At 44.9% G+C, this 17,220-nt stretch carries 17 protein-coding genes and 1 pseudogene; 8 read left to right on the top strand and 10 right to left on the bottom strand.

The annotated features are described in order from the left end of the window. Positions 1–12 precede the first annotated feature (12 nt). The 5 genes from kdgD to blaP all read right to left on the bottom strand — a co-directional run bounded on the left by kdgD (position 13) and on the right by blaP (position 5,196). Positions 13–939, bottom strand: coding sequence for a 5-dehydro-4-deoxyglucarate dehydratase (gene kdgD, locus M1D59_RS01455; protein ID WP_020449996.1), 927 nt, complete (start codon positions 937–939; stop codon positions 13–15). A 195-nt stretch (positions 940–1,134) separates the two neighbouring features. After that, a complete protein-coding gene (gene tatC / locus M1D59_RS01450) occupies positions 1,135–1,869 on the bottom strand; it encodes a twin-arginine translocase subunit TatC (RefSeq protein ID WP_025810834.1) in 735 nt (244 codons plus the stop codon). Between the two features lie 75 nt (positions 1,870–1,944). After that, positions 1,945–2,157 (bottom strand): twin-arginine translocase TatA/TatE family subunit, encoded by a 213-nt coding sequence (locus tag M1D59_RS01445; RefSeq protein WP_020449994.1) that lies wholly within the window; start codon positions 2,155–2,157, stop codon positions 1,945–1,947. A gap of 22 nt (positions 2,158–2,179) precedes the next feature. Beyond that, on the bottom strand, positions 2,180–3,931 hold the full coding sequence (locus M1D59_RS01440; RefSeq protein WP_023857756.1) for an alkaline phosphatase D family protein: 1,752 nt from the start codon (positions 3,929–3,931) through the stop codon (positions 2,180–2,182). A 341-nt stretch (positions 3,932–4,272) separates the two neighbouring features. Next, positions 4,273–5,196 (bottom strand): class A beta-lactamase BlaP, encoded by a 924-nt coding sequence (gene blaP / locus M1D59_RS01435; RefSeq protein ID WP_023857755.1) that lies wholly within the window; start codon positions 5,194–5,196, stop codon positions 4,273–4,275. Positions 5,197–5,560: 364 nt separating this feature from the next. On the opposite strand from blaP, the gene M1D59_RS01430 reads away from it, so the two are divergent. From M1D59_RS01430 to M1D59_RS01420, 3 genes are all read left to right on the top strand, one after another. Beyond that, entirely contained in the window at positions 5,561–5,947 is a 387-nt protein-coding gene (locus M1D59_RS01430; RefSeq protein WP_020449991.1) for a BlaI/MecI/CopY family transcriptional regulator, read from the top strand. Position 5,948: 1 nt separating this feature from the next. Then, a complete protein-coding gene (locus tag M1D59_RS01425; RefSeq protein ID WP_075212974.1) occupies positions 5,949–7,754 on the top strand; it encodes a BlaR1 family beta-lactam sensor/signal transducer in 1,806 nt (601 codons plus the stop codon). A gap of 93 nt (positions 7,755–7,847) precedes the next feature. After that, positions 7,848–8,384 (top strand): GNAT family N-acetyltransferase, encoded by a 537-nt coding sequence (locus M1D59_RS01420; protein ID WP_020449989.1) that lies wholly within the window; start codon positions 7,848–7,850, stop codon positions 8,382–8,384. A 42-nt stretch (positions 8,385–8,426) separates the two neighbouring features. Here M1D59_RS01420 and M1D59_RS01415 read toward each other — a convergent pair. Both M1D59_RS01415 and M1D59_RS01410 read right to left on the bottom strand, forming a co-directional pair. Further along, positions 8,427–9,363 (bottom strand): annotated as a pseudogene (locus tag M1D59_RS01415) (response regulator). A gap of 6 nt (positions 9,364–9,369) precedes the next feature. Next, positions 9,370–10,698: a sensor histidine kinase gene (locus M1D59_RS01410; protein ID WP_031305214.1), complete on the bottom strand. Its 1,329-nt coding sequence runs from the start codon at positions 10,696–10,698 to the stop codon at positions 9,370–9,372. Positions 10,699–11,086: 388 nt separating this feature from the next. Between M1D59_RS01410 and M1D59_RS01405 the strand changes: the two genes are divergently transcribed. From M1D59_RS01405 to M1D59_RS01395, 3 genes are all read left to right on the top strand, one after another. After that, a complete protein-coding gene (locus tag M1D59_RS01405) occupies positions 11,087–12,070 on the top strand; it encodes a glutaminase (protein ID WP_025810838.1) in 984 nt (327 codons plus the stop codon). A gap of 23 nt (positions 12,071–12,093) precedes the next feature. After that, complete coding sequence (locus M1D59_RS01400; protein ID WP_020449985.1) at positions 12,094–13,524, top strand: alanine/glycine:cation symporter family protein; 1,431 nt, start codon at positions 12,094–12,096, stop codon at positions 13,522–13,524. Between the two features lie 132 nt (positions 13,525–13,656). Beyond that, positions 13,657–14,055 (top strand): ribosomal maturation YjgA family protein, encoded by a 399-nt coding sequence (locus M1D59_RS01395; protein ID WP_035337363.1) that lies wholly within the window; start codon positions 13,657–13,659, stop codon positions 14,053–14,055. Positions 14,056–14,275: 220 nt separating this feature from the next. On the opposite strand, the gene M1D59_RS01390 is transcribed toward M1D59_RS01395, so the two are convergent. After that, positions 14,276–14,410, bottom strand: a complete 135-nt coding sequence (locus tag M1D59_RS01390) for a hypothetical protein (RefSeq protein WP_263432308.1) — start codon at positions 14,408–14,410, stop codon at positions 14,276–14,278. A gap of 86 nt (positions 14,411–14,496) precedes the next feature. Beyond that, positions 14,497–14,715, bottom strand: coding sequence for a hypothetical protein (locus M1D59_RS01385; protein WP_458117729.1), 219 nt, complete (start codon positions 14,713–14,715; stop codon positions 14,497–14,499). 259 nt (positions 14,716–14,974) lie between these two features. Here M1D59_RS01385 and M1D59_RS01380 point away from each other — a divergent pair, with 259 nt between their 5' ends. Both M1D59_RS01380 and M1D59_RS01375 read left to right on the top strand, forming a co-directional pair. Next, complete coding sequence (locus tag M1D59_RS01380) at positions 14,975–15,685, top strand: gamma carbonic anhydrase family protein (protein ID WP_095292777.1); 711 nt, start codon at positions 14,975–14,977, stop codon at positions 15,683–15,685. Next, a complete protein-coding gene (locus tag M1D59_RS01375) occupies positions 15,673–16,395 on the top strand; it encodes a DUF421 domain-containing protein (RefSeq protein ID WP_026580456.1) in 723 nt (240 codons plus the stop codon). Before M1D59_RS01380 ends, M1D59_RS01375 begins: the two co-directional genes overlap by 13 nt. Before the next feature lie 18 nt (positions 16,396–16,413). Here M1D59_RS01375 and M1D59_RS01370 read toward each other — a convergent pair whose 3' ends face one another. Then, on the bottom strand, positions 16,414–17,190 hold the full coding sequence (locus tag M1D59_RS01370) for a MerR family transcriptional regulator (RefSeq protein WP_458117728.1): 777 nt from the start codon (positions 17,188–17,190) through the stop codon (positions 16,414–16,416). Positions 17,191–17,220: the final 30 nt, after the last annotated feature.

Raw genomic sequence — 17,220 nt, 5'->3', positions numbered from 1 at the left:
TCCTCCTTTTGTTTATAGGGCAGCGGTCGTTTTCGGATAACGCCCCATCGCGTTTTTCAGAATGTTTTCGAGCTGCCGGCAATGTTCTTTTTCCACCGGAACGATCGGCGGTCTCGCCGTGTTTTTCACATGAAGGCCCATGATTTCCATACCGGCTTTGATCAAAGACACGGCATAGCCCTTCCGAAGTTTGCGGATCTCGTTAATCGGCATGATGACATGCTCATAAATCTCTTTGACAAGCTGGTCGTTGCCGTTTAATAATGCCTCATAAAACATCCTTGAAATATGAGGAATATAATTGGATATCGCCGAAGAATACGACGTGAAGCCAATCGGAGCATAGGCCGGCATCGTGACTTCAGCCATCGGCATTCCGTTGAGCCAGCCCAGCCTGTCTCCTATCGTATACGACAAACTGATATTCAACGCCATATCCCCTATGCCGTCTTTGAGCCCGACAAGCTGCTCGAGATCGGTCAGCCGCTGAATCTGTTCAAGTGTCAAAACCGCATTGTCTCGCTGATAAATGATGGCGTTTAAATCCGTGCTTTCAATGATTGTTTTCGTATACTGATAGAGGCCTTCCTGCTCTCCGTGTATCAAGTATGGCGGGAGAATCAGATAGCCGTCAGCCCCTTTTTCCTCGGAAATCCGCGCCCATTCCAAAGCGGTGCTCAAGTTGCCGCCCACTCCTGTGTAAACAGGCACCTTCCCGCCCGCCGCCGAGACGGCAATTTCGACCATTTGCTCATATTCCTTTGCGCTGAGAGACTGAAATTCTCCTGAGCCGCAAGCGATAAAAACCGCCTCAAGCCCTTCATCCAATAAAAAGCGGATGTTTTCGTAAAGTGCTTCTTCCTCCAGTTTTCCTTCCTTGTTGAAGGGTGCCACCGGGAAACCTAATATGCCTTCCGGCGCCTTCCGTAATTGACTCATCTCCGTCATCCCCCTGTCGTTCATTTCCTGAGAAAGCGTTATCATTCAGTTGAAATGCGATGTTTCTGTTTTAGAAAACCCCTCCATTCATCTTTTTGTTTAATTGTAAGACAAATAAACAAATTGTCAATATCATTATTTTCTGATTTTTTTATATCAAGCAAAAAAAAAAGAGACTGAAGACACGGTCCGTCTTCAGCCTTGGGCCTCAGCCCCTGGTTGCACAGCGGTTTTTTTCCGGTAAATCAATGCCGATAAAGAGATGCTTAATTCGTATAATACAAGCAGCGGGGCGATCACCAACACATCCGAGATAAAATCGGGCGGCGTGATCACAACTGATACGACGATCAGCGAAAAATAAGAAATTTTTCTCATTTTACTGAGCTTGGCCGGATTTAAAATCCCGAGGCTCGTTAAAAACATCACGATGAGGGGCATTTCAAACAAAAACCCGAATGGCAGTGTCAGGTTCATCATAAAGCGAAAATAATGCTCCGCCGTAAACATCGTTTGAAAATGGCCGGCGGATAATCCGATTAAAAACTGAAGAACGAGCGGAAAGAGCACAACATAACCGAATACAATCCCTAAAATAAAAAAAGTGAACAGCCCCGGAATATAAAATAATGCCGCCCTCCGTTCGCGGTCGGTCAGCGCAGGCGCCACAAACCGCCATGTCTGAAAAGCGGCCACCGGTATGGTGGCTGCGATCGCCAGCACCCCCGCAATCATCATATAAACCCAAAGAATATCCCCCGGCCCCAGTACAGCAAGCTTTTCATCAAGGTCTCTGATCAGCCAGTCATAGATGTCCTGAACAAACAAAAAGCCGGTGATGAGAAACAGAATAAACGTCAGAAGCGTTTTAATGATTCGCTGGCGCAGCTCTTCAAGATGGGCAATCAAATGTGTTTCCCTTTTTTTCACCTTCGACTTCCTCCCCTTCACATGCTAAACAGAAAAAAAGAACAGACGGGTTCACCCGCCCGCTCTATTGATCATCTATTTTGCCGATGGATCGCTTTGCTTTTTCACATTAGTCTCTTGTCCGATCTCATTGTCATCGGCAGATACTAAAGACTTTGTCGCACTTTTGAATTCGGTCAGCGTTTTTCCAAAAGCCCGGCCGATTTCCGGAAGCTTTGAAGGCCCGAAAATGATCAGCGCAATTACCAGAACCAGGATGAGACCCGGAATACCGATATTTGAAAGCATTTTGCTGTCATCCTTTCATTGATTACTGGGTTACTTTTTTCTCCTTTTGCTTCACTTGCTTCTGATGGGCTCTTGTATGTGCGAGGAAACGGTCTTCTTCGACTTCGTTTGACTTCTTCACGCCTCCAGGCACAATGTTAGAAGCGGTCCGTTTCAGCCCTGTGTAGTCTTTATGATAAACATAGGAAGCTCTTGTCGAAATCGCGGCACCCGGTTCTGTCACATATGGGACCACGCGGTAATCTGTCCGCCATTCTTCCGGTGTGACCGTACAGCGCACATAGCCGCGGTAATCATTGAAAAACTTTATATGAGGATTGTTCGATAAAATCTTATCCGTATCCGCTCTTTTATCAGCGCCGTTTCCTCCAGATGTAATCGACGTCCCGACGAATTCCACACCGAAGATGTCCGATTTTGGATTGTCAAAGTCAACGAGCAGGTTATTTGCCCAGCTGGCATGCACATCACCGGTGAGGACGACGATGTTGTTCAGTTTTTGAGATTTGATGAAGTCGATCACCCGCTTGCGCTGAGCGGGGTATCCGTCCCACGAATCCATGCTGTAAATCGGCGCCGCGCTTGTCCCAAAGTTCCATTGCGCAAAGAAAATCTGCTGTGCAATGATGTTCCAGTGCGCCCCGGAACGACTCAGGTTGTCAAACAGCCAAGCCTCCTGTTCGGCTCCAAGCAGTGTCCGCTTCGGATCATTCGATTCATCAGAAGGAGGCTTATTGCCATCTCCATTGGCTTGGTCATCGCGATACTGACGGGTATCAAGCACGCTAATGTCCGCCAGATTTCCATAGGAAAAATTCCGGTACAATTGCATATCAGGACCGTTCGGCAGGGATTTGCGGCGGAGCGGCATATGCTCGTAATAAGCTTGGTATGCGGCGGCGCGCCGTTTAATAAACGCTTCTACTGACTGGCCTTTTTCAGGGATGACATTCGCATAGTTGTTCTCCACTTCATGGTCGTCCCATGTGACAACCCACGGGAAAGCGGCATGCGCGGCTTTCAAGTTTGCATCTGAACGGTATTGGGCATGGCGGTTTCGGTAATCAAGCAGCGACATGATTTCAGGACCGCTGTGTGTCCTGACATTGCCTGTTTTTGAAACATATTCATTCGGACCGTACTCATAAATATAGTCGCCGAGATGAAACACAAGATCGAGCTTTTCCTTCGCCATATGCTGATAGGCGGTATAATAGCCGTGTTCGTACTGCTGGCATGAAGCAAAAGCGAATGTGAATGTAGCAACATCTGCCCCTGCCGCCGGAAGCGTTTTTGTCTTGCCGACGGGGCTCAGCTGGCTGCCGCATTTAAAGCGGTAATAGTACACATGATTCGGTTTCAGTCCGGATACCTCAGCATGTACCGAATGTGCAAGGTGCGGTGTCGCTTTTTCGGTTCCCCGTTTGACGATACGGCGGAAGCGTTCGTCTTCCGCGATCTCCCATTTCACGGATACAGCTTCATTCGGCATCCCGCCCCCGTTTAGCGGATCGGGCGCCAGCCTTGTCCACAACACGACGCTGTCAGAAAGCGGATCTCCCGATGCTACGCCAAGTGTAAACGGATATTCGGAGAATGTCGGTGCTGCATTGACTTCCATTGCCCCCATCGATTGCGCAATTGCAAGTCCGAGCGAAAGCCCGGCTATTTTGCCGGCCCCTTGAATAAAACGGCGGCGGTCAAACGTATTGTCCTTGAGGCTTTCCTCGCTCAGCTTTTTCATCCATTCCTCCAGCGGTCCTTCATGTGTCATTCGTATTACCCCTCTCTATACAAATGATTGATCGGTTCTATTATAGGCAGAGTTTATTAACGAACTGTAAAGTATTGTAAACAGGAGGAGAGACGCGGTTGATGGTCCATCAAGTCGCACCGCCAATAGATGTGTCGAATTTTGTCACAATCCAACCCATTCGCCTATGATTTCGACAAAAACCCGGTCCTTTCCCGCAGACCGATTTTCCCGTTTTTCTTCACATGATCTTTAAAGATAGAAAACAAAAAAAGCCCACACCATTGCCGGACAATGATATGAGCTTGATCACCAAGTGACTTTATGTAAGATGATGTTTTGACGGATTCATCGCAATGTTTTTATTTGCCGTTCATGTTTAAGGCTTTCATTACCACCTTTGTTGCCTCTGCAATAAGTTTATCATCATACTTGGCGTCCTTTTTATCCCTGCTGGATAATACTGCAAGAACGACAGGATCTCCTTTTGGCGGCCAAATGATGGCAATGTCATTCCGGGTTCCATATGATGCCGCTCCAGTTTTATCAGCCACTTCCCAACCGTCCGGCACACCGGCACGGATTAAGGCGTCTCCAGTGGTATTTCGTTTCATCCAATCGATTAAAAGCTCGCGTTTTTCACTTGGAAGTTTATCTTCAAGAGCAAAGGCTCGAAGGCTTGTGACAAGTGCTCTTGCTGTACTGGTATCCTGAGTTTCACCCGGATTCACTTCATTTAACTCTGGTTCGAATCGTTCGGGATTTGTAACCTCATCACCAATCTTCCTCAGTTCCTTTTTCAAACTTTCAGGTCCGCCAATTTGTTTAAGAATGAGATTCTGTGCCGCATTGTCACTATATCGAAGCGAAGCATCCGCAAGCTCTTTGAGCGTCATTCCCGTATCAACGTGCTTTTCCGTAATCGGGTTGTAGTTTACAAGATCATCACGTGTATATGTTATTCTCTGGTTCAGATCTTCTATTGATTTCTGTTGCAAAAGCACGCCTACAGTTAAAGCCTTAATCGTCGAAGCAAAAGCAAAACGCTCATCCGGCCGATACGCTACCGTCCGGTTTGTACCTGTATCCAATGCAAAGATCCCGAGTTTTGCATCAAATTGTTCCTCAAGTTTTGCAAAATCATCTTTCATCTCCGTCTTTTCATTCTTCTCGGCAGGTTGCGAGGCATTCGTTTGATTGTTAGCGCATCCTGCAAGCGCGACGCAAGAGAAAAGCAACACTGCTGCAGCCTTTTTCAGTTTTAAAGTACTGAACCATAATTTCATCAAAATCGTCTCCCTCCGTTTGAATATTTGATTGATCGTAACCAGCTGAAGCACTCTTTCCACTATCCCTACAGTGTTATGGCTTGAACGATCACGAAACAATAATTGGTACGTACGATCTTTCAGCCGACTCAAACATCAAATCTTACAAATGTAGTCTTTGAAAGTATTACATATGTAAGATTTAAATGCAACCGTTTTTTCGGAAGGAAATGATGACCTCGTTTCCACCGGGGACAAATGAACGGAGGGAAGTGATGGAATTAAAAATGCAGAAACTGCATGTTCACTCCAGTTAAATTGACTTCTTAAAATGGCAAACCTATAATGAGAGTATTACATTTGTAAGTATAGGATGATTAAAATGAAAAAAATACCTCAAATCTCTGATGCGGAATTAGAAGTGATGAAAGTCATCTGGAAGCATTCTTCGATCAATACCAATGAGGTAATTAAAGAGTTATCCAAAACCAGTACATGGAGCCCTAAAACCATCCAAACCATGCTGCTGCGCCTCATTAAAAAAGGCGCATTAAACCACCATAAAGAAGGACGGGTTTTCGTTTACACACCAAATATAGACGAAAGTGATTATATAGAGGTTAAGAGTCACAGTTTTTTAAACCGGTTTTACAATGGAACTCTTAATTCGATGGTATTAAACTTTTTGGAGAATGATCAGCTGTCAGGTGAAGAAATTAATGAATTGTATCAAATATTAGAAGAACATAAGAACAGAAAGAAGGAATGAAATGAGCAGTTCTTTCTTTATTCCCTTTTTGGTTAGTCAAATTCTATTGTCTCTGTTTTTTTCTATCATCATACTCATTAAAAAACTGCTCAGGACTCAAATCACTGTAGGCACCCACTATTATATTAGCGTGATTTCTCTTTTGGCATTGATCGCTCCTTTTATCCCCTTTCATTTTCTAAAAAGCCATCATTTTGACTGGATTCTGAATTTAGGAGGAGCTCAATCGGCATTATCCCAATCCCACTCCACAGACAAGACGACAGAAGCAATCGGCCAACATGTAAACTGGGTGCAGGACTTTTCGATGTCGATTGAACAATCGTCTTCCAAAATGATAGATTCAGCCTTTTTCGCAGTTTGGATATTGGGCGTTGCCGTTATGCTTTTGGCTACTCTTTATAGCAATCTAAAAATCGGCAAAATAAAAAAGAACCTGCAAATTGTTAACAACAAAGAGCTATTATCCCTTTTTCACACATGTAAAGAGGAAATACGCTTTCATCAAAAAGTCATTTTGGGCCGTTCTCCATTGATAAAATCCCCCATTACATTTGGGGTCATTCGTCCATATATTATCTTGCCAAAAGATATTTCAATGTTTTCAGCCGACGAAATGAAATGTGTTTTGCTTCATGAACTGTACCATTGCAAACGAAAAGATATGCTTATCAACTATTTTCTTTGCCTGTTGAAAATCGTCTATTGGTTTAATCCTCTCGTATGGTATTTATCAAAGGAAGCGAAAACGGAGATGGAGATTTCTTGCGACTTTGCCGTATTAAAAACGCTTGATAAAAAGTTGCACCTCAAATATGGCGAGGTGATTTTAAAATTCACTTCAATTAAGCAAAGAACATCGTCTTTGTTAGCCGCTTCTGAATTCAGCAGCTCATACAAACATATCAAAAGACGGATTGTTACAGTTGTCAACTTTCAGACGGCATCACCTTTGCTAAAGGCGAAAAGCGCCTTAGTGTTCACTCTTGTTCTTGGGGCCATATTAGCCGGTACTCCTTCTGTGTCTATATTGGCCATGCAAAAAGAAACACGCTTTTTACCCGGCACCAATGTAGAATACGAAGATTACAGCACTTTTTTTGATAAATTTTCAGCCTCAGGGGGCTTTGTCCTGTTTAATTCTAATAGGAAAAAGTATACAATATACAATAGGAAAGAAAGCACCTCCAGATTCGCACCTGCTTCCACCTACAAGGTGTTTAGCGCATTGCTCGCACTGGAATCCGGGATCATCACGAAGAACGACTCTCACATGACTTGGGATGGGACTCAATATCCGTATAAAGAATGGAATCAAGACCAGGATTTATTCTCTGCGATGAGCAGCTCCACAACATGGTATTTCCAAAAATTGGACCGGCAAATTGGGGAGGATCATTTACGTCATTATCTCAAATCTATACATTATGGAAATGAGGATTTTTCAGTCCCGGCCGATTATTGGCTGGATGGCTCTCTTCAAATTTCTCCACTTGAACAGGTCAATATATTAAAAAAGTTTTATGATAACGAATTTGATTTTAAACAGTCTAATATTGAAACTGTGAAAGATTCGATACGTTTAGAGGAATCAAATGGCAGGGTTTTATCCGGTAAAACCGGAACCTCGGTAATCAACGGGGAACTCCATGCCGGTTGGTTTATCGGGTATGTAGAAACTGCCGATAATACTTTTTTCTTTGCTGTTCATATTCAAGGTGAAAAACGGGCTGCCGGAAGCTCCGCTGCCGAAATTGCACTTTCCATTTTAGATAAAAAAGGGATTTATCCCTCCGTTTCCCGATAACAGTTTACTTTTTATTCTATGAACATGAATGATGCGCAAATCGATGAATGGTCCTTTCACATTCCTAATAATACGGAACTTGGAGGCAAGAACATGGAAACCCTTTATACAGAAAGATTGACTTTGAGAAAAATGGAATTGGAAGATGCAGATGTCCTCTGTCAATACTGGTCAGATCCGGAAGTCACAAAATATATGAATATCACGCCTTTTACAGACGTCTCACAGGCGCGGGACATGATCCAAATGATCAATGATTTAAGCCTTGAAGGGCAGGCAAACCGCTTTTCAATCATTGTGAAAGAAACGGATGAAGTCATCGGGACGTGCGGTTTTAATATGATCGACCAGGAAAACGGCAGAGCTGAAATCGGCTATGACTTAGGGAGAAATCATTGGGGAAAAGGCTTTGCTTCCGAAGCTGTTCAAAAGCTGATCGACTACGGCTTTACAAGCTTGAACCTCAACCGGATCGAAGCGAAGGTAGAGCCCGAAAACACGCCTTCAATCAAACTCCTCAACTCGTTATCCTTTCAAAAGGAAGGACTGCTAAGAGATTACGAGAAAGCGAAAGGAAGACTGATTGACGTATACATGTTTTCGCTGCTGAAAAGAGAATACGCTGGGTAACCGGCATGCAGAAGAGCTTCCTCTAAGGTGAGGAAGCTCTTTTTAACCCCTTTTTCCGGCGCTTTCGCTCAACCGCTTGGCTTCCAAAAAGAAAACCTGAATAAATTTCTTCGTGTTGACGCGGGCGGACGGCAAGGCGGCGGCAGAGTCTTTCTGCAGCTCTTTCATTTTTTTGCTGATGACAGTAAAGTCAAAAAAACGGGACGCATAGCTTTCAAACCGCGGATTTGAAAAATCTGTTAAACCGAGTGATGCGAAATGGTTTAGCGAATGGCTGACCGCCCGCCGTATCCGCTGCTCGGACGCTTTAATCTCCCTGTTGATCTCCACGGGTGAAGCAGCCGGCCCGAGCTTTTGCTCGGCAATCTGATGAAAAATCTGTTTGAGCGGCGGAAAGTCCTTTTCATATAATGAAGTCTGTTCATCATCAAACAAATACTGAAGGATGGCGAGTAAATCCTGGGACCCGCTCTCCCCGACGATTCCGAGTTCAGAAAGAAGAAATTCGCCCGTTTCCTGAATGCTTTTTTCCCTAAAGCCGTTTTTTTCGTCCGCTGCCGAGACTCACGAGCCGGTTCAGCGAAGATTGTATGTCATGGATCGACCTTTCCAGCTCGATGCGCTCCTTGACTTTTTGAATGACGTTCAAGATTTCAATGCGGTTAATCGGTTTATGTATATAATATTCAATCCCCAAAGAATAGGCTTCACCGATCATTTCCTTCGATTCCACCTGGGAAATCATGATGATTTTCCCTGAGAAAGCGCCATACAAATGACGAACCGTCTCAATTCCGTCGCGGAGCGGCATTAAAAGATCGACAAACAAAATATCAATTTGCTGCAAATTCAGGACGTGGCCTTCCAAATCGCAGCCGTCTTCCGCTTCTCCGGCCACTTCTCCCAAATCTTCGTCTTCAATGATTTGTTTTAAAATCGATCGCACAGCACGGTCATCATCTGCAATAAAAAAACGCACAGGCCTTCACCCTTTCTGAATCAATTGTTGGACCGGAAGTCTGATCGTAAACACAACACCGCTTGCATCACTCTGAAATCGAATGCTCCCCCCGAGCTCCTCGACAGTTTCCTTCACATAAGACAAACCGATTCCGGTTGAAGGGGTTCCGAATTCATCATATTTTGACGTGTATCCCGGCTCAAACACCACATCCCCGACTTTCTCTGGAATGCCCGGTCCGTCATCTTCCACGCGGCATTCCAGCATGTCATCGGCGCGCCTATAGAGGCTGAGGCGGATAGAGCCCTGTCTTTGAATCGCTTCCACCGCATTTGCCATAATATTATTAATCACGGATAATACAGTATACACGTGGTATTTTGGATGTTCTCCGCCTATCGAATAATGAAAGTCAATGTCTTTTTCGAGCGATTCGGCATACTTTCGATTAATGCCGGTCACAAGCCGGACCAGATCTTCTGCCGCCATGTAGTCTCTGAAGCTTTCTTTCGAAATTAGTTTTGAAAGCCCGGCGAAAATGCGCTGGTTGTCTTTTTTGACCTCGTGGATTTCACCGGCGAGGCGCAGCACCTTCTGGCTGATCTGCCGGACAGAGGAATTGTTATCGCTCTGTCTATTTAAGAGCCTGTACAGCTGATAGGATTCGTTCGTAATCTCTTCAGTATTCTTCAACGTCTTTTTCAAATGAACGGTTTCTTCATATAAATTTGAAACGATCATCAACATGTGCTCATTTTGTTCGCGGATCTGCTTTTCCCGCGATTGCGTTTCATACAGCTTCATGACATTAAAAAAGCTCAGCACAATAAAGCTGTGGGAAAAAGCAATCGCCATCATGTCGCGGATCTTTCCCGGGGTGACGGTAGACTCGAACATCATATATTGAACAACCAGTTCGGCTCCATCGGCAATCAGTTCAATTCCGAAGCCCAGAAACCCGATGTAGAGCGGGCGAAATTGAAATCGCTTCACTTTTGCCAAGTAGAATAGAAACGCATATGTGAAATAAAAGAAAAAAGTCGGATAATGGTGATAAAAGGATGACAACCAATCGATCTGCCCCGGGCCGAATGCATCAAGCAGCACCCGAAACCCGACGACGGCCGCTCCCGTTAAAAAGCCGGACAGCACAGCCGGGACATTCCGCAGCAGCAACAAAAGAAAGAAAAAAGTTGGAACGCCGAAGCTGACCCGGAAGGTCTCGTTCAACGGATAAAACTTCAGCTCTCCTGCGAGCGGCACCGTTAACATCATCACTGTTAAGATATAGCCGTCTTTCTTTACAAGCCGGGCCGCCTTTTTCATCACGCTTCCCCAATTTCCACCCATCATGCTGATCCTCCATTACAAACGTGTTGCTTTATTTTGACTTTAACCGCACGTTTTCCGCAACTCCCATTTTACCCACAGTCGATTTGATTTTTAAATCAATTGGCTTATTTTTTAAATATTTTTGTCGCTTTTTGTAGGTTTATGTAGGTTCTATTATAAATTGAATGTATATTTTCTCTATTTGAAAACGCTTATATTTTCCCGCAACTCACTCCCTTGCGCAACCCAAACCCCTTTTCCCAGGAAAGAACAGGCTTTAAAACAACTTGTGCGGCAGAGGCTTATACCCCTTTGCCTTCTGCCGCCATGCCCTAATCACCGCTTTTTAGAGCCTCGTATTTTTTCAGCAAACCTGCAAGCTTTAACAGGTCAGATTGGAGGAAATTCGATGAATGAAGTATTGGAAGAACGCTATGACGCCCGCTTCTGGCAATCCCGCCTTGAAGATTTGGTTGAACATTACCGTCCTTTTTCCGCAAGCGGACGCAACGCCGAATACATTCCCGCTTTAGGAAAAATCGACTCTAACCAGCTCGGCATCTGTGTGATCGGTTCTGATCAAACGGTGATCAAAGCAGGAACTTGGGACGTATCATTCACACTCCAGAGCATCTCAAAGGTGGTCAGCTTTATCGCAGCGTGTTTGACGAAAGGGATTTCTTACGTATTAGACCGTGTTGATGTAGAACCGACGGGAGACGCGTTCAATTCAATCATCCGCCTTGAAATGCACAAGCCGGGAAAGCCGTTTAACCCGATGATCAACGCCGGAGCGCTGACCGTTGCGTCGATCCTACCCGGTGAATCGGCACTGGAAAAAATGGAGTCGCTTCATGAAGTCATTGAAAAAATGATTGGAAAACGGCTTGAAATCAATGAGGAAGTATTTCGGTCAGAGTGGCAAACCGCCCATCGGAACAGAGCATTGGCCCATTATTTAAAGGAAACCGGCTTCCTCGAAGCAGACGTCGAAGAAACGCTTGAAGTCTATTTGAAGCAATGCTCCATGGAAGGAAGCACTGAAGACATCGCCTTGATCGGCATGGTTCTCGCAAATGACGGATATCACCCTCTCCGCCAAGAGCAGGTGATCCCGAAGGATGTCGCCAGGCTGACAAAAGCTTTAATGCTGACGTGCGGCATGTACAATGCTTCAGGAAAATTCGCGGCCTTTGTCGGCATTCCGGCAAAGAGCGGCGTCTCCGGCGGAATCATGTGCGCGGTGCCTGCCAGCATGAAAAGAGAACAGCCTTTTCGGCATGGATGCGGCATCGGCATCTACGGTCCGGCGATTGACGATTACGGCAACAGCATGACGGGCGGAATGCTGTTAAAACATATAGCCCGTGAATGGGATCTCAGTATTTTTTAAAATCACAAAAAAGAGGTGAAAGCATGCAGCAATTCCTTCAAGAAGTCATTGTTGTCACAAATGATTTTCTTTGGTCAAAACTATTAATTATTATGCTTCTGGCTTCGGGACTGTTTTTTACTTTTAAATCGAAGTTCTTTCAAGTTCGCTTGCTGAAAGACATGTTCCGGGTTTTAAAGGAAGGAGCACCCGACAAAAACGGAATCTCTCCTTTTCAGGCTTTTTGCATTAGCATGGCCGCGAGAGTAGGCACAGGAAATATTACGGGGATTGCGATCGCCATTGCCTTGGGCGGACCCGGCGCTATCTTTTGGATGTGGATCATCGCCATCATCGGTTCGGCGTCAAGCTTTGTCGAAAGCACGCTGGCGCAAATTTATAAAATAAAGGATAAAGACGGCTTCCGCGGCGGCCCTGCTTACTATATGGAAAAGGGTTTGAAAAAACGCTGGATGGGTGCGCTGTTTGCCGTCTTGATTACATTATCCTTCGGAATCGTGTTTAACGCGGTCCAGTCCAATACGATAACGGTCGCTTTTGAAAACTCATTCGGCACAGACCGTCTTACACTGGGGATTATCATTACGATTGCCTTCGGCATCATTACCTTCGGCGGTATCAAACGGATCGCCAAGCTGTCCGAATATATTGTCGTATTTCTCGCCGTCTTATATATCGGCGTCGCCGTTTTTGTCATGCTGATGAACATTACGAAACTGCCGGACGTCATCTCTTTGATTGTCGGTCATGCGTTTGGCCTTGAACAAGCGGCAGGCGGAGCCATCGGCGCAGCGCTGATGAACGGAATCAAACGCGGCCTCTTCTCGAATGAAGCCGGGATGGGCAGCGCGCCGAATGCAGCAGCCGCAGCGACAACGAGCCATCCTGTCAAACAGGGTCTTGTCCAGGCTTTAGGGGTTTTCACGAGCACTTTGGTGATTTGTTCAAGCACAGCTTTTATCATTTTGTTTTCCGATGCGTATCAAGAACCGGGGCTGAGCGGAATCGAGTTGACGCAAGCATCGCTCAGCACGCACATCGGAGCATGGGCCTCAGGCTTTCTTGCCATTATGGTGTTCCTGTTTTCTTTCAGCACCTTAATCGGAAACTACTACTATGGAGAAACGAATATCGAATTCCTGCACACGAACAAAGCATGGCTCTTCATTTACAGAATCTGTGTGCTTGCGATGGTTATCTTCGGATCGGTATCAAAAGTCCAGCTTGTGTGGGACCTCGCCGACTTGTTCATGGGCTTGATGGTCATCGTCAACTTAATCGCGATTTTCCTGCTGTCAAAAGTGGCATTTGCCGCCTTGAAAGACTATGTGAAACAGCGAAAAGCTGGAAAAGATCCGGTCTTTTATAAAGATGTTCTTGAAAACCATGAAGGCGTCGAATGCTGGGAACGCTCCGGCACCGAACAAAAAACCGAAAGCAAAAATGCGATATAACACAAGCCGCCGTATCCGGCGGCTTTTTTCGTTCATTTTAAACCGTCCAAAATAATAAAACGTTTTTCCTCTTGTATCCGTCATGTCTCCAAAGATTTACTTCACCTGCTTTGGCAGAAAAGGGGTCCAGCCATGAATATGAAAAGAAGCCGTATCCGCCGGCTTGCGATGATATTCGCAGCGATGGCGGCGGGGCTTGCTTCAAGAAAGGCGGCCGATATGCTGCCGGACATCGTGAATGCCTATTTAGGGGATGCGCTGTGGGCGCTGATGATTTTCTTCGGCGCAGGCTTTCTGTTCAAAAACGCGAAGACAGCTTCAGTAGCGCTGATTGCGCTCGCATTTTGTTTTTTAATCGAATGCAGCCAGCTGTATCACGCTCCATGGATTGATGATATCAGAGCCGTTCCGCTCGGCGGACTCATTCTCGGTTATGGATTTTTGTGGAGCGATTTATTGGCTTATGTGCTCGGCGTTTCCGCAGGTGCCGTGGGCGAAGTGCTGTTCCGCAAACGAAAAAGACAGCCGTAACGCTGTCTTTTGGGGAATATTTACGCACTTTGATTTTGAGTCTTTTTACAGTTTAAAACAAACATAGCAAGTCCGATAATAAGAAGGATGGGTCCAATGAGTAAAGCACGGTACAGGCGATTATTTCCTGTATTCGGCAGCGGGTTGCCTCCTGTTTTTTTTGACATGTCCAATGTCTCTATCCTTTTTGGCAGGAGGAGCTGCGGTATTTGTCTCTTCCTTATGATTTTCTACCGCATGCTTTACGATTTGCCCATCTTTTTTGAGTTTCAAATTCGAACGTCTCTTCATTTAAAATAGATCCCTTCGGGGCAATCGTTTCCGTGTGTGTAAAGCCGAGCGATCCCGTTTTCATCGTTTTTTCTCCTTGCAATTTCTGCGCATTTTTCGTTATGACTGTGGCAATAATAAAAAGCCGGCAGAAGAAGAGAAGCGCTAATATTATTCGTTAAGCTGTATGATAACGGTTACTAATGCAGCCAACATCAAAAGAATGATAATGGCGAAATAAGTCCATAGGATGGCAGCGAAGGGATTGAGCGGCCTTTTTGTACTCTCATTCCAGTTTGCGTTTTTACGGTTATTGGATTTGATCAGTGCCAACTGAAATATATTTAAAAACACAGATATAACTAATGCAACTGCCAAAGATAGATTCAAAGTTTCAACCTCCCTTAAAATAGAGCTCTGTCGAGGAGTTAGCCAAGGCATGCTGACCGTAAATTTCCTCCTCTAAATGAATCATTTCCTTTGTTTTTTTAGAGATGAAAATGGTAATCGTCTTGAACGCTTCCTAAAACCTATTCCATTGCTTTATTAGCCGTTATCTCCCCATATCCTCTTTTTTAGTTTCAGACCGCCGCCCATAAATATTATCCCGTTTTTTAGACAGACTACCTGAATAAAGGAGGCAGGTCATATGAAATTAAGCAACAAACTCATCCTCGGGTTAACGGTTTCGTCACTCGCCGGGAAGTTTCTTGAAAAGCTGCTGATCCAAGACAATGTCAGCCCCAATATTACCGCGTCATTTAATCAAGAAGCAGATATTCCGGATATTGATGCGTCCTCATACATCCATCATTTCGCCTCGGTCATCGGCAGTGTGGTCATCGGGCGCAACGTTTTCATCGGGCCTTTCTCTTCGATCAGAGGAGACACGGGATTAAAAATCTACATCGGCCATGATTGCAATATCCAAGACGGAGTTGTCTTGCACGGTATGAAAAACTATGAATACAACAACCCTGTTACTGAACAATCCGTTTTTAAAGATCGTGAATCGTATTCCATTTACATAGGCGAGAAAGTATCACTCGCCCCGCAATGTCAAATTCACGGCCCCGTAAGAATTGACAACAATGTTTTTGTCGGGATGCAAAGCCTTGTTTTTGATGCCTATATCCAAGAGAATACGGTGATTGAACCGGGAGCAACAGTAATCGGTGTTACAATTCCCCCAAAACGGTTTGTTTCGGCGGGTCGTGTGATTTCAAACCAGGAGGATGCCAACCGGCTTCCTGAAATAAGCGATTCTTATCCATATCATGACCTCAACTCGAAAATGACGGCCGTCAATCTTGAATTGGCAAAAGGCTATAAAAAGGAAGCGAGAAAATGGAAACTATGAAAGAAATTTTGGTTGTCTACGGGCGAATCATCACCATCCTTCCGCTTTTATTGGCTGTTACATTGCTAATGGGAAAACGCTCAATCGGCGAAATGCCTGTATTTGATTTTTTAATCATTATTACATTGGGGGCTGTCGTCGGAGCTGACATAGCCGATCCGAGGATTGAACATTTGCATACCGCCGCTGCGGTGGCTGCGATTGCCCTATTGCAAAGACTCGCTTCAAAAATCATGATCAAAAACAGAACACTCGGACGTCTGATTACATTTGAACCGACCATCGTCATCAAAAATGGAACGTTTATTGTCGGCAATTTAAAACGAATCAGATATTCGGTGGATAATGTTCTGCAAATGCTTCGTGAAAAAGATGTTTTCAATGTCAGCGACGTAGAAATGGCGTTTATAGAGGCGAATGGAAATTTAACGGTATACAAAAAGCCAAATAAAATGGAAGTCACGGCTGAAGATATGGGGATTCAAAAAAGCAGCGGCGAATTTTCATATCCGGTCATCATTGAAGGGAAAGTGTACACATCTGTCCTTCACCAATTGAATGTAACGGAAAGCTGGCTCAAAAACCAGCTGAAAAAAAAAGGGCTTGAACGAATGGATGAAATCTTTTTCGCTTCGGTTAATCAAAACCATCAACTGCATGTTTCACTTGATAATGAAACGGCGAAAATTGAGCCGGAGCTTTTGCATTAAAAGCTCCGGCGGATTTTTTCATCGGCCGTTTTCGGGACAGAAATCGTTGTGAATCATGTAATATTCGAACACCTGCTGCAGCCACTCATCCTCTTCTTTTGTAAAAGGTGAAGAAAACTTCTCTGCCAGCTGCTGCGATTCGATTGTCTCCATCTGTCCTAAAGCCGACAGCACGCCCTCTCCGACAAATTCCAAACTCGTCTTCATATATCGGTCCGCCATTTCCTGCACTTCGGGGTCATCAACCGGTTTTCCCATGAGCCGCTTGGCTTCCTTAGATAAACGAACATACTCTTGATCCAATTTGGCCATCTCATCTTCTGATTTGCCGAATACATCATCGGCAAAACGTTTGGACACCTGCTGTTCAAGCCATATGCGCTGCTCCTTCTCAGTCTGGATGCTGTTCAGCAGGCTCATGAAAAGAGAACTGTCGATTTCCTCTTCCTCCTCAAGAAGACCGATTGTCCTGTTTATCGCTTTCAGCCCTGTTTCAATATGTTCCTTTTTCTCCTCCAGCACCTTTTTCTGCTCCTGCAGCGCCTGAATCAGGCCGGCATCAAAGCATGCATCCTTCATGAAAGCGCGAATTTGTTCAAGACTGTACCCGAGAAACTTAAAACATGTGATTTTCTGCAACTCTCTCGCATCTCTGTCTGTGTAGAAACGGCGGCCTGTTCCCGGCTGTTTTTCAGGCTTCAACAGGCCGATTTCATCGTAATAATGGAGCGTCCGAATGGATGTCCCTGTCATTTCTGAAAAAACACCGATTGAATAATATCCGTCATTTTCCATAAAAATCCCCTCCAACTGACGATTTATTCC

It is taken from the genome of Bacillus sp. PK6-026, from assembly GCF_054161455.1.
This window is presented reverse-complemented; position numbering and strand designations above follow the sequence as displayed.

Excerpts from the sequence above, each read along its gene's own strand:
- kdgD (WP_020449996.1), bottom strand. The coding sequence starts at position 939 with ATGAGTCAATTACGGAAGGCGCCGGAAGGCATATTAGGTTTCCCGGTG.
- M1D59_RS01445 (WP_020449994.1), bottom strand. The coding sequence starts at position 2,157 with ATGCTTTCAAATATCGGTATTCCGGGTCTCATCCTGGTTCTGGTAATT.
- M1D59_RS01440 (WP_023857756.1), bottom strand. The coding sequence starts at position 3,931 with ATGACACATGAAGGACCGCTGGAGGAATGGATGAAAAAGCTGAGCGAG.
- blaP (WP_023857755.1), bottom strand. The coding sequence starts at position 5,196 with ATGAAATTATGGTTCAGTACTTTAAAACTGAAAAAGGCTGCAGCAGTG.
- M1D59_RS01430 (WP_020449991.1), top strand. The coding sequence starts at position 5,561 with ATGAAAAAAATACCTCAAATCTCTGATGCGGAATTAGAAGTGATGAAA.
- M1D59_RS01425 (WP_075212974.1), top strand. The coding sequence starts at position 5,949 with ATGAGCAGTTCTTTCTTTATTCCCTTTTTGGTTAGTCAAATTCTATTG.
- M1D59_RS01420 (WP_020449989.1), top strand. The coding sequence starts at position 7,848 with ATGGAAACCCTTTATACAGAAAGATTGACTTTGAGAAAAATGGAATTG.
- M1D59_RS01410 (WP_031305214.1), bottom strand. The coding sequence starts at position 10,698 with ATGATGGGTGGAAATTGGGGAAGCGTGATGAAAAAGGCGGCCCGGCTT.
- M1D59_RS01405 (WP_025810838.1), top strand. The coding sequence starts at position 11,087 with ATGAATGAAGTATTGGAAGAACGCTATGACGCCCGCTTCTGGCAATCC.
- M1D59_RS01400 (WP_020449985.1), top strand. The coding sequence starts at position 12,094 with ATGCAGCAATTCCTTCAAGAAGTCATTGTTGTCACAAATGATTTTCTT.
- M1D59_RS01395 (WP_035337363.1), top strand. The coding sequence starts at position 13,657 with ATGAATATGAAAAGAAGCCGTATCCGCCGGCTTGCGATGATATTCGCA.
- M1D59_RS01390 (WP_263432308.1), bottom strand. The coding sequence starts at position 14,410 with ATGAAAACGGGATCGCTCGGCTTTACACACACGGAAACGATTGCCCCG.
- M1D59_RS01380 (WP_095292777.1), top strand. The coding sequence starts at position 14,975 with ATGAAATTAAGCAACAAACTCATCCTCGGGTTAACGGTTTCGTCACTC.
- M1D59_RS01375 (WP_026580456.1), top strand. The coding sequence starts at position 15,673 with ATGGAAACTATGAAAGAAATTTTGGTTGTCTACGGGCGAATCATCACC.
- M1D59_RS01370 (WP_458117728.1), bottom strand. The coding sequence starts at position 17,190 with ATGGAAAATGACGGATATTATTCAATCGGTGTTTTTTCAGAAATGACA.